Below are 12011 nucleotides of genomic sequence, written 5' to 3'. Positions count from 1 at the left end.
TCAGCGGAGATTTTGATATAAATCAACAAGTTGATGCGCAATATTTTCGCCGGAAAACTGGCTAATGTGCCGTTTTCCGGCTTCTACAAGCTGTTTTCTTAAAGCGGCATCAGTAATCAGTTTATTTAGCTGATGGCTGATGTCTACTTTTTGATAGGGATCCGCATACAAACCTCCTGGCCCGCCAGCTTCTTCCAGACACGATCCTTTCGCTGCTAAAACGGGCGTTCCGCTGTGCAATGCTTCGAGAATTGGAATGCCAAAACCTTCATAAATAGAGATGTAAGCGAATATTTCAGCCTCCTGGTAAAGCGCTGGTAAATGTGCGGTGGGAACGTCATGCAGGATTTTTACCTTCTCTTCCAGGTTGTATTTTTGAATGTATTCCAAAATTTTGGGCGTATAACTTGTTGATTTTCCGACAAGGATAAGCTGGAAATCATTATTGGCGACGCTGGCGAATGCTTCCACCAACCGGTGCTGATTTTTACGCTCTTCCAATGTTCCCACGCACAAAATGTACTGCCTCGGAATGTCGTATATGCGCCTGATCTCTTCTATTTTATTTTGTTCAACCCTTTGTTTAAAAATAGGATTACAATCCTGGTAAACAACCTGGATCTTCTCACTATCAACATGGTATAGCGCTATTAAGTCTCGCTTTGTCTGCTCGCTGATGGCAATAACTGAGTCCGCGCGGCGGCATGCCGACTGGAATTTATGTCGGTAAATAAGCCTGTCGATGGGTTTGAACAAATGCGGAAGCCGTTCAAAGATCAGATCATGTATCGTAACCACCGACTTAATTCCGGCCTTTTGCAATCCTTGCGGAAGTTCGTTGCTCAACCCGTGAAACACATCAATGTTATCCGCTTTCAGCTGCTTCGTAATCGATGCATAGCGCCAGTAAGCTGAGAGTTTTTTATCCAGGAATGTCTGCGGAATGCGAATGTTATTTTCCGGGAAACCGGGAAAAAGTTTTGCCTTGTTTTTTGGCGTGTAGGCCAGGTAAGTTGGTGCTTTTTCATTTGTCAGAAGCGCATCGAGCACAAAACGACTGTAATTTCCAAGTCCGGTTTTATTGGCAAAAGCTCTTTTGGCATCAAATCCAACGCGCATAACTGGTGCTTTTCAAGGGTTTCAGAGCAAAAGTCTGTAATTTTGTGGATACCACCGAAAATTATTGGTGCCTATTTTGTGTTCAAAAGGAATGAAGAGAGATAACGTCCAGAAACAGGGTAACCCCAAATCTACCACACTACCAATCACAGAAGATTATCATTTACATACGCTTGCCAACGGGATTCGCATTGCTCATAAGCAGGTTCCTTATACGCAAATCGCGCATTGCGGCATCATGCTCGACATCGGAAGCCGCGATGAATTGCCACATCAGCAGGGGCTTGCCCATTTCTGGGAGCATATGGCCTTTAAAGGAACTGAAAAGCGCAGTTCTTACCACATTATCAACAGGTTAGAGAATGTGGGTGGAGAACTGAATGCTTATACAACCAAAGAAAAAATTTGTTTCCACGCCTCGGTCCTCGACGATCATTTCGATAAGGCCATGGATTTGCTGGCAGACATTACATTTCATTCTGTTTTTCCGGAAAAGCAGATTGAGCGTGAGCGTAATGTGATATTGGAGGAAATGTCCATGTACATTGATTCTCCTGAAGACGCCATTCAGGATGATTTTGACCAGCTCATTTTTCCCGATCATGCCCTGGGAAATAATATATTAGGGACAGCGGAAACCGTAGGCTCGTTTGGCAAAGCGGATTTAATGCAATTTATCAACGACAACATCGATACGGAGCGCATTGTCGTTTCGTCTGTTAGCCGTTTGCCTTTTTCGAAAGTAATTCGGGTAGCGGAGAAATATCTGGGTAACATTCCACATCGTAAAACATCCAGGATCAGGCAGGCACCATTGGCGTATGTGCCTGTAAGTCAGCAAAAAGAACGCTCTATCTCTCAGGCGCAATGTGCTATGGGCCAGCCGGCATATCCATTGCTTGACGACAGGAGATTGTCCTTTTTTATGCTGGTGAATCTGCTGGGCGGGCCGGGAATGAATTCCAGGTTTAACCTTTCTTTGCGCGAGAAATATGGTTTTGTTTACTCTATTGAAGGAAATTACACCCCTTATCTGGACACTGGCTTCATGGGTATTTTCTTTGGAACAGAACAAAAACAGCTCACCAAAAGCATTTCCCTGATTCATAAGGAGCTTAAAAAAATCCGCGAAGTGCCTTTGTCGGTGCTGCAACTGCATCAAACCAAGGTGCAGCTTATGGGTCAACTGGCAATGTCTGAGGAGAGTAACATGAGCTTTATGCTGATGATGGCCAAAAGCTTGCTGGATACGGGCCGCGTGGATTCACTTCCTGAAATCTTTACCGAGATCGAGCAGATCACCGCGTTACAGTTGCAGGATATTGCAAAGGAAATGTTCAAAGAGGAGAATTTCAGCTATCTCACTTTTCTTCCCGAAGATTAACAAAAGCTATTTCTTACTGCACGGCAGGTGCGACTTGTCAGACAAGCGCAACCTGCTTTTCTTCTGCGCGATAATATAACGTAGAGGCATTTTCGGGCCTTAATACGGATTTGGCTGCTTCCTGAATGTCGGCAGACGTCAGATTCCGGATAATCTCCGCATCTTCGTTGGCCCAATCTACATTGCCGGCATTGGCTGCAAATGCCAGGTTCATCGCACGGTTCAGGAGTTCAACTTCCGAGAAAGCCAGCGAAGCTTCCGACTGGTTTTTTACTTTGGTTACCTCGTCATCGTTGGCGCCGTTTGCCACCATTTCGCTGAGTATATCCGTCACGGCTGCATCTGCTTCTTCCAGACTAACACCGGGATTTAAGTTGCCTTTGATCAAAAGCAAACCCGGATCAAGTGACGAAGTAACGCTGGCGCTGATGCTGTTAAAAATAGATCTTTCTTTCAAAAGGCTTTGGTACAAACGCGACGATTTGCCACGTCCCAGAATATCACTCAGCAGATCGGTTGCGTAGAAGCCGTTTTCGTACCTGCCCGGCATGTGATAAACTTTGATCAGAGAATTTAACGGAACGGCTGCTGAGATTTCCAAATGTCTCGCTTCATTCTGTGCAGACTCCCGTGGCAGGTTGCGCATATAAGGAGCACCCGGAGGAATGTCCCCAAACCATTTATTGGCTAATTCACGCACCTGAGCGGTCTTTATAGCTCCGGCAACCACCATTACGGCGTTGTTGGGACGATAAAACCTGAAGAAAAAGTCCTGAACATCATCCATTGTTGCCCTTTCTATATGGTCAATGTCCTTGCCGATTGTTGCCCAGCGATAGGGATGCTGCTTATACGCCAATGGTCTTAATTTCAGCCACATGTCACCATAAGGCTGGTTCAGATAACGCTGTTTGAATTCTTCAATCACCACTTTGCGCTGCACTTCCAGCACATTGGGGTCAAAAGAAAGGCTCATCATTCTATCCGATTCGAGCCAAAAAGCCGTTTCTATATTGTCTGCGGGTAATGTAATGTAGTAGTTGGTAATGTCGGGTGAAGTGAAAGCATTGTTTTCCCCACCTACATTCTGGACCGGAATATCGTAGCTGGGAATGTTTTTGGAGCCGCCGAACATCAAGTGTTCAAATAAATGTGCAAATCCAGTCCGCTCTTCATCCTCATCCCGTGAACCAACATTGTACAAGATATTTACGGCAGCCATTGGTGTTGAAAAATCTTCATGAACAAAAACTTTCAAGCCATTATCCAGGGTGAACTGCTCGTAACGAATCATAATATCAGTGAGTAGATTATTTTTTGAAACCCGCCATCTTGTTTTGCGGTTATTAACAAAGCTAATGTTCCGGTGCGGTTCCACCAAACCATTTTGAGTTTATAGTACATGCCATGCAAAATACCCTTCGGTTTCTTTTTTTATTTTTACTCATACTCTGTTCGCTTCCTGCACCTGCCCAACTTCTGAATGACCCGGCATCGTTAAAACATGTTCAGCAGAGCCTGGACAAAATATACAATTACGAGTTTGAGGAGGCTGAGGTTTTTATGCATCAGGTTCAAAAAAAATATCCTAATCACCCCGTTTCCTACATTCTGGACTCGTTTGTGCTTTTCTGGAAACATTTACCGATCAAGGATAATCCCACAAAATCGAAGGAATACATTCACAAGCTGGATCAATGCCTTGAAGCCATTAATAAGAAGTACGGAAAGAACAGTCTTGACCCGGAAGCAGTATTTTACACGATGGTTGCCCGCGGTTATATGGCTATGATGTACAATTACAAGGGTGAAATGATGAACGCGGCAGGGGAGGGCAAAAAGGCGTATAACGCATTTGTTGAAGGCCTGAAACTGATCAACAAGAACCCTGAATTTTACTTCACTTCGGGCATGTATAACTATTATGTTGAAGTGTATCCCGAGGAACATTCCATGGTGAAGCCGCTCATGCTTTTCTTTAAAAGTGGGGATAAGGCATTAGGTTTAAAGCAAATAGATAATGCTACCAAAGTGGGTACGATAACACGTGCGGAAGCTAATTTTTACATTTCACACATTTATCTCAAATACGAATCAAGACCAGACAAAGCCGTTTACTATACAGACAGGCTCATTGATTTATATCCCAAAAATCCGCTTTTCTTGATGAAAAACATCGAATCGCTGATTTTGGCGGCTAAATATGAGCAGGCAAATAAGGAACTGGCAATGTTAAAGAAACACACACAGGGTTTTTACCCCGTCGCCTGGCGGACTTTTCAGGGCTTATTGCACGAGAAACATGAAAAGGACGATGCTTCGGCCCAGCGTGAATATTTGCTGGCTTTGAAGACGCCGCATGATGATCAGTACACAAAAGAATATCATGCAATGGCTTACGCAGGCCTGGCGAGAGTTGCTTCACGCGCCGGTAACAAGGGCAAAACCAAAGATTATTATAAGAAATGCCTTGGAAAGGCTGAGTACAGGTCCCTGATTAAAGAGGCAAAAGCCTTTAAATGAGATAATTATTTAGGGAAAAGGCTTTTGTCCAGACCTGGGATGATGCGTAATGCATTTTTGTAATACAGCTTTTTCAAAACTTCGTCTGAAAGGCCCATCCCATACATTCTCCAGAATGCGTGGTATTTCTTATGATAGGGAAAGTATTCGTCCTCAGTCTCCAAAACCCTGAAATAGGTCGCGTATTCGGCTGGCACCCAACTGTCTTTACCAAATAACACGCGGTCCTGATACTTATCAAAAAACTTTTTGGCAGCCCGCGGCTGACGGCCCAGTTCCGCAATCACTGCGCCAATTTCAACATACATATTAGGAAAAACGACCATCAGGCTGTCCAGTTTCTTTAAATTGTTAGGATACCAGCCCATATGCGCATTGATGAATGTCGTTTTAGGATTGCTTTTGAAAATGTGGTGCTGCTCGGCTATCAGCGAATCAAACGGAACAGGATCTTTTGCGCCGCGTCGGCGGTTTGGATGGGTTTTCAGTTCAAGCCAGCGTTCATTGTAGCGGTCCATCGGATCCCAGAATGACGGCACGTCGGCAGTATGGATCAGAACCGGGATTCCCAGCTCACCGCATTTTTTCCAGACAGGCTGCAAGCGCGGATCACTCACGGCAACACGATTGCCCTTATCATCCTTAATGCCGCTAAAACCAAGACTTTTGTAAATTTTCAAGCCCTTAGCGCCCATTTTTACATCCGCTTCCAGTTGCGCAACAGCCTTAGCCGACCAGTCTTTCTCTCCGAAACCTTTGAACTGGAGATTGGTAAAAACTGCGATTCTTTTTGGCTCATTCTTCGCAACATTTTCCAGTGAGCCTTTCAATGTAGCCGTTCCCTCTTCCCACTCCTGCGACCAACCGCGACCGCTCAAATTGACCATTATAGCCATATTCAGCGCGTCCATTTCTTTTGTCAGCGCTTTCAGATCCTGCGTAGGCATCTGATATTGGTGGTTATGGACGTCGATAAAGGGAAACTTAGCTCTTTTGGTAATGTGCTCCTCTACTTTCAACGTTGAGATTGGATCGTATTCTTCAAAGCCAATGGGTTGTGTAACCTGGCCGCCTTCCTGAGCGCAAGCGATAAATGTGAAACCAATAACAATGGTGAGAGCAAGGAGAAGTTTTTTCATGAAGGCGTTTTTTCAAGGGTTTGGTTAATGCGAAGTATTTATAGGAAACAAGCTTGGTAAATATATCAATGCAACGCAATGTGCAGCGATTCCTTCCTCGCGGCCTACAAATCCTAACTGTTCAGAAGTTGTTGCTTTGATGGAAATGTCTTCTTCGGGAATTTGGGTGACGGCGGATAGGCAAGTTTTCATTTCATGGATGTGCGGATTAAGCTTTGGGTTTTGTAACACGATTGTGACATCCACATTACCCACTTCAAAGCCTTTTTCACGGATCATTTCCAGCACTTTGGCTAACAATATTTTACTGTCAACGCCTTTCCATTGCGGATCTGTATCAGAGAAATGGTAACCAATGTTTCGCATGTTCGCAGCGCCCAGCAACGCGTCGCACATGACGTGGCACACGACATCCGCATCTGAATGGCCTTTTGCGCCGTGTGAATGCGGGATCAAAATCCCGCCCAGCCAGAACGGCCTGCCTTCTTCCAACTGATGCACATCATAACCCTGGCCAACGCGAAACGGAAACATGTATCTATTTTAAAATTGAGGAACGTAGTAATTTAGCGGTTTTTGGAGACTTACCTGGCTTTCAACACATTGACATCTTGCCGTAACAACACCATTTCATCATGCATTTTAGAGAATTGCCTGTCGGTTCGGTCAAAGCCATTTGTCATGGCTTCTAGCAAAGTATTAAACATTTGCTTCGTTGCCATGTTTTCTTTCAGGTAAGCGACATCTTGCTTTAAGACCTCGATGTCAGTCGAGTTCTTAAAAACAATCTTGTTAAGATCTGTTACACTTCGATGAATAACAGTTTGCCCAGCTTCAAGCCGATCTAATCGGATCAGGTTTTCAGCCATTAACTCTTCCAGATTACTTATCCTTTCTCTCTCTTTCATAAAATATAATATGTGTTTAATTTTTCAAATATAAACAAACAAGCCGGAAGATCACGATGTGATTTCCGGCTTGTTTTATGAATATGGTCTGACTATTTGACCTGGTGAATCTCTGTTTTAAGCCTCAGTAATTCTTCCTCCTGATTAACCGCTTTGAAGTAATAATACAGCCCCGCGATCAGGAAAATCTTGGACAAAATAAATACGGCGATAAAGGCTGGACGCCAGAATTTGTGGACTTTGATATGGGTGTCATTTACCTCCACATCAAGGAATTTCGTGTTGTTGTCTTCGTTAGCTGCCTTGTTTTTGAATGTATGTTTTTCCTTCCGGAAGTGGTCTTGCGTACTTCTCAGATGAATTATTTCGCGTATTGCAGTAGGAGGCGTCGTCGCCGAACCATTAAAATAACGGGTCAGATCCTTCTCGATATCAACCAGATGATCCTGGATCTCCTGATTTTCCTGTACCATATATTGTACGAGTTCTTTCTCTTCTTTATTGGTCAATCCCAACAAGTGTGCCTCTAAGATTCCGCTCTCAATAAAATCCTGTATTTCCACTATATGCCCTGATGATTAAGCGTTACGGTATAATTTGAAATATTCATGAAAAGAACGAAGAACTTCGGATTTCGATATATTGAGTTTTTGTGCAACCTCTTCCGGCGTAAAACCCTGGCAGAATGAAAGATCAAAAATTTTCGCAGGTGATGTATCCGACGTGTTAGAAGGATCAGATATCGGTGCAATCGCCGTTACCTTGCGCTTGGCTTCCACAGCCTTGGCCCGGGCCAGCTTGATAACACAAGCAACAAAGCTGAAAGGGTAACTGTTGCAAGCCTGTAATTGGGGTGAGGAAAATACACTTACCAACACTTCCTGAGCCAAATGGACCTGCGGCAAAATTTGCAAAATGATGCCATAAGCCATTGCACCATATTTATCATACGCTTCCAGCGAAGTCATGTTCTCGCTTCGTCTTGCAACTGACTGGCGGTCCACTCCATTTTTGATTGGTTCTAACTCACTCATACATTGTCATATTATTATTGCAAGAAAAGCCAACTGTATAATGATCCGGCAAATCTAGCTTGCTATTCTTGCAAATAGCGGGAGGTTGGTATAGTAAATTTAACAGAATAACCTTATAAAATGCAATCGGTGACATAAAAAGAAGCCGAACTGCTGTTAAATATGTCAAGTGTAATGTTCCGTTGCGTTAAATATCGGTCTCGTTTCGCGGTTTACCAAGCTATATTATAAAGAATAAATACGACGTTGCCCGAAAAGTGATTCGATTCACATTCAGAAATTGTTGATTGTTTATCTTTGCGCGATGAAAAAGGAAATAGCAGTCATTTTTGATATGGATGGCGTGATTTGCCATACCAACCCTTACCACTCCATGGCGTTCCGCGAATTTTTTTCAAAGCGCGACCTGGCTCCGACAGACGAAGAATTTGCGGCACATATGTTTGGGAAAAGCAACAGCTACATTCTCAGCCACTTTTTAAACAGGGTGGTAGAAGGAGACGAGCTTCTAAAAATGGAAGATGAAAAGGAAAGCTTGTTCCGCCAGATCTACGAGCCTTACATTGATCCCATCGAAGGAATTGTCGCTTTTATCAACGACTTGAAAAGTAATGGTGCGAAACTTGGCGTAGCGACGTCGGCGCCGCTGGCAAACCTGGACCTGATCCTGAGCAAAGTGCCTATCAGGGCGTATTTAGGCTCTATAATGGCCAGTGAAAATGTCAGGAAGCATAAACCGGATCCCGAAGTCTATCTTACCAGCGCTAAAAATCTGGGCGTGGAACCGGATCAATGTGTTGTTTTTGAAGATTCTTTTTCCGGTGTTTCGGCTGCGATCAACGCGGGAATGCGTGTGGTAGGCGTCCTGAGCTCGCATACGAAGGAAGAGTTACCTCCCTGCAACCTCTATATAGAAAATTACAGGGAGATGTCTTTTCAGCAAATTCAGGACTTGTTCTGAAAAGGCTGTTATAAGTGCTTATAATGTAACAGCGTCTTTCACTTTTACATCGTACACGCCTGTGAGCACTTTTGCATTTCTTTTCAATTGCAAAAATATCCTGTAACGTCCTGCCTTAGGAAAGGAATAGGGAAATGAAATGCGGTTGCCATGATCCATGCCGGACATTGCGCCGTCCTTAACATCATACATTCCCATTTCGGTCATCAGGAACACTTCTCTTTCTTCCATGGGCATAGCCTTTAATTTAGCCAGGTAACGGTCAATGCTATCCCGGAAAATGGCGGGCGCGGGGGCTTTAACCGTAGTTGCGGTATCGGCCATGCGGTCCTTGAATGACTTTTCAGCCGCCATCGCAAATGTGCCGGTCGGATGCAGGTGAATGTATACGGAGCCATCCGTACGAACAACCGCCACGTGGCCAGTCATGCCAAGATATGGCTCGGGATAACAGGCGCTTCCATCGGGATTGAAAAATTCAAATGTCAGCTGATACGGCTTTCCTGCGTCCAGCGGCTTGTCAGGTTTGCCTTCCCAAACGGCATAGGAGCCATCTTTAAAGACCGTTTTTGTGCCGGGCTTGCCGCAAACTACTACATTCTCATCCAATGGCACTGCTCCCGGAGAGTCGATCGGATCGGTCACGACATAAGTGTCTTCCTCTGCGGTCACTTGAAGCGGGTTGCTTTTTGCTTGCTGCTCCGGAATGTCGATGGTGTCTACAATGGTTTCCGCGAAACCCGATCGTTGTACAATGTCACTGTAAACAAGATACTTCCCGCCTGGTAATTTGGGTAAATAGGCTTCAAATGTCGTGCTATCCTTGCGTTCCGGGTGAATGTGGGCGAAAGCGTCCATTCCAGGCGTGCGCACGAGAAAAGTATGCATGAGCTTGCCATGATCCGGGATCAATGTGCTGAGCATACTGCCACGACGCTGCGAGTGAAAGCCTGTTGTGTCAATTTTTAACTGAAAAACCCTTTGATCACCGTTCTCTGAAATGGCCGCGTTTCCCTGGATCGGCCGGTAAAGCCATTGCTTGTATTCTTCCGCCCAGCTATCCCACCAGCTGCTTCCGCCGTATAAAATGACTGAACATAGCACGGTTGCAATCCCCATATTCACCCAGCGCTTTCTTTTTTGCGCAAATGTCAATGTCTCGCCTGGCCTTAAAATGCCGTCGCTGACGCTGGCGCCAATGGTGGTGATCATTAACAAAAACAGCAACACTCCCAGAATGCTCAAACCAATCCCTAAATGTTTCGGCATTTCCCGTTCCGCCGTGGACACTGCGACAATAGGAACGATCAGCTCACCTTTTCCCTGTTCGCCTTCAACCTGGATCTGGGCGGAGGACGATCCCCATTCCATCAGCCAAACGGCACCCTGAAATTGTCCGGTTTGCCCTGCAACCTGTGCCAGTTCGTCGGGTGATGGAGCGCCTTTGTCCCCGGAATAAAAGTAAATGGGCCTTGCAAGCACTTTTTTAGCAATGCCATTTTCGATAAAAACCGTGATTTTTGCAGTCCCTGGAATCACATCGGGCGGCTCCACGCTCACAAGCACTTTATAGGGGCCCGCCTGTCCCTGCATTTGCACACCAGCACTTCCGACGTGCGCTTTTGCTGTCATACCAACAGCCAAAAGCATGATGATTAAGATAAGATTTTTCATCGTTGAATTTTATGCATCCAATTACCCCAGGCCAAACCAATACGTGTTGAAATCAAACTGGCGATCAATGCAATGCCTAGTCCTTGCAGCAGTTCAGATGTCGTTTCCAGCCACGGGCCAAATTTGTAGCGATACTCCCAGTCGGGGCTGTTGCCGAAATACCAGTAATGGCTGCCAAAAAACCAGTTCCTGGCATAGGGCGATTCCATCAGGAATGATCCGAAAAACCATTGAAATACAGAAAAAACAATGATAAAGGCGCTTCCCAGAAGCAATGTAAGCTTCCAATCATTCATATAACCGAAGCGATTACGCAAAAGATCAATGGTTATGGCTGGAATAATAAGCAGAAGTGGAAATTGGAATCCCTGATAGTGATCAATGTGATTCAGGATCGGGCCTAGCTTGGGTTCGGCGGGAAAGAGTGGAATGATCCAAAGGGTCATCAACATTAATATTGTGTAAACGGCCGTCGCGGCGGTAATCGCCCATTTGTGCTTTACCGCTTTTCCGATAGCCATTAAAAAAAGCGGAAATCCTGCGCCAACACATTGGTAAAGGCTGGAATGGTGCATCCACATCCGGCCCAGACTTTCAGAAAGCAATGTATACCAAATGGTGAGCAGAAAGCCCGCAGACAATGCGAAAAGCCAGAAAAGTCTTTTGTCCCAAGATTTTGTTTTTTCAAAAGAATGCGCAAGCCTGAGCTTCAATTGGTTCTTGACTGCGATAACGCTGATTAGGGCACCAAACTGAATGCCTATCATGCCCAAAAGCAGCACAGTGTGCGGTGGGGACAGAATCGTAACATCCAACCCGTAAGTGTTATGCCACCAGTCGTCGAACGGGGCGGAAGTGAGCATGGCTAATGCACCCCAAACGCAGAATAAAGAGCCGAGTGAGCTATAAAAAAAGCCCCATATCTTGACACTGGCGGCTTTTTCCAAATCGCTGCCCCAGAATGTTTTACGTAAAATTTCATATCCCGAGAATAATCCTGCAACCACAGCGCCCAGATAAATAACCAGGTGAGGCGGAGATAGCAGTCCGTCGCGGCCGATGCTTATGTGCCAGCAAATGTCCCAGATGAGGCCGGTTATGACGCAAAAAGAAGCAAAAACAGTGGCGTAAATGTAAACAGGAATGTCCGGAGCTGCATGAAGCGGGACGACGCGGCCTCCGATGGCTGGCGGAGGGCCCATAGTAGTTTCCATAGGTTGCGAAAAGGATTTTGGCTTTGATTATTGTTGCAAAAAAGACAGTCAGCCA

At 45.2% G+C, this 12011-nt stretch carries 12 protein-coding genes; 3 read left to right on the top strand and 9 right to left on the bottom strand.

Features of this window, described 5'->3' with window-relative positions; all coding sequences use genetic code 11:
* A complete protein-coding gene (locus tag LZG74_RS14820) occupies positions 1-1119 on the bottom strand; it encodes a glycosyltransferase family 1 protein (RefSeq protein WP_233797326.1) in 1119 nt (372 codons plus the stop codon).
* 91 nt (positions 1120-1210) lie between these two features.
* On the opposite strand from LZG74_RS14820, the gene LZG74_RS14815 reads away from it, so the two are divergent.
* Positions 1211-2503, top strand: coding sequence for a pitrilysin family protein (locus LZG74_RS14815; RefSeq protein WP_233797325.1), 1293 nt, complete (start codon positions 1211-1213; stop codon positions 2501-2503).
* Between the two features lie 37 nt (positions 2504-2540).
* Here the strand turns inward: LZG74_RS14815 and LZG74_RS14810 are convergent, their stop codons facing one another.
* Entirely contained in the window at positions 2541-3797 is a 1257-nt protein-coding gene (locus LZG74_RS14810) for a pitrilysin family protein (RefSeq protein ID WP_233797324.1), read from the bottom strand.
* 113 nt (positions 3798-3910) lie between these two features.
* Between LZG74_RS14810 and LZG74_RS14805 the strand changes: the two genes are divergently transcribed.
* Complete coding sequence (locus tag LZG74_RS14805; RefSeq protein WP_233797323.1) at positions 3911-5026, top strand: lipopolysaccharide assembly protein LapB; 1116 nt, start codon at positions 3911-3913, stop codon at positions 5024-5026.
* Positions 5027-5031: 5 nt separating this feature from the next.
* On the opposite strand, the gene LZG74_RS14800 is transcribed toward LZG74_RS14805, so the two are convergent.
* From LZG74_RS14800 to LZG74_RS14780, 5 genes are all read right to left on the bottom strand, one after another.
* A complete protein-coding gene (locus LZG74_RS14800; RefSeq protein WP_233797322.1) occupies positions 5032-6165 on the bottom strand; it encodes an amidohydrolase family protein in 1134 nt (377 codons plus the stop codon).
* 24 nt (positions 6166-6189) lie between these two features.
* On the bottom strand, positions 6190-6699 hold the full coding sequence (gene ispF / locus LZG74_RS14795) for a 2-C-methyl-D-erythritol 2,4-cyclodiphosphate synthase (protein ID WP_233797321.1): 510 nt from the start codon (positions 6697-6699) through the stop codon (positions 6190-6192).
* Between the two features lie 50 nt (positions 6700-6749).
* Positions 6750-7073: a hypothetical protein gene (locus LZG74_RS14790; RefSeq protein ID WP_233797320.1), complete on the bottom strand. Its 324-nt coding sequence runs from the start codon at positions 7071-7073 to the stop codon at positions 6750-6752.
* A 92-nt stretch (positions 7074-7165) separates the two neighbouring features.
* On the bottom strand, positions 7166-7636 hold the full coding sequence (locus LZG74_RS14785; RefSeq protein WP_233797319.1) for a hypothetical protein: 471 nt from the start codon (positions 7634-7636) through the stop codon (positions 7166-7168).
* Positions 7637-7651: 15 nt separating this feature from the next.
* Positions 7652-8107 carry a hypothetical protein gene (locus LZG74_RS14780; RefSeq protein ID WP_233797318.1) on the bottom strand — a complete coding sequence of 152 codons (456 nt, stop codon included), beginning with the start codon at positions 8105-8107 and terminating at the stop codon, positions 7652-7654.
* A 304-nt stretch (positions 8108-8411) separates the two neighbouring features.
* On the opposite strand from LZG74_RS14780, the gene LZG74_RS14775 reads away from it, so the two are divergent.
* Complete coding sequence (locus tag LZG74_RS14775) at positions 8412-9068, top strand: HAD family phosphatase (protein WP_233797317.1); 657 nt, start codon at positions 8412-8414, stop codon at positions 9066-9068.
* Positions 9069-9086: 18 nt separating this feature from the next.
* Here LZG74_RS14775 and LZG74_RS14770 read toward each other — a convergent pair whose 3' ends face one another.
* The gene (locus LZG74_RS14770) at positions 9087-10742 is read right to left on the bottom strand and encodes a hypothetical protein (RefSeq protein WP_233797316.1); all 1656 of its coding nucleotides are present in this window, start codon (positions 10740-10742) and stop codon (positions 9087-9089) included.
* A complete protein-coding gene (locus tag LZG74_RS14765; protein ID WP_233797315.1) occupies positions 10739-11956 on the bottom strand; it encodes a hypothetical protein in 1218 nt (405 codons plus the stop codon). The genes LZG74_RS14770 and LZG74_RS14765 overlap by 4 nt, the downstream gene beginning before the upstream one ends.
* Positions 11957-12011 lie beyond the last annotated feature (55 nt).

The sequence above is a fragment of the Dyadobacter sp. CY327 genome (genome assembly GCF_021390415.1).
GTDB classification, from domain to species: Bacteria; Bacteroidota; Bacteroidia; order Cytophagales; family Spirosomataceae; genus Dyadobacter; species Dyadobacter chenhuakuii.
Note: the sequence above shows the minus strand (reverse complement) of the source record. Positions and strands in the feature narration are given on the sequence as shown.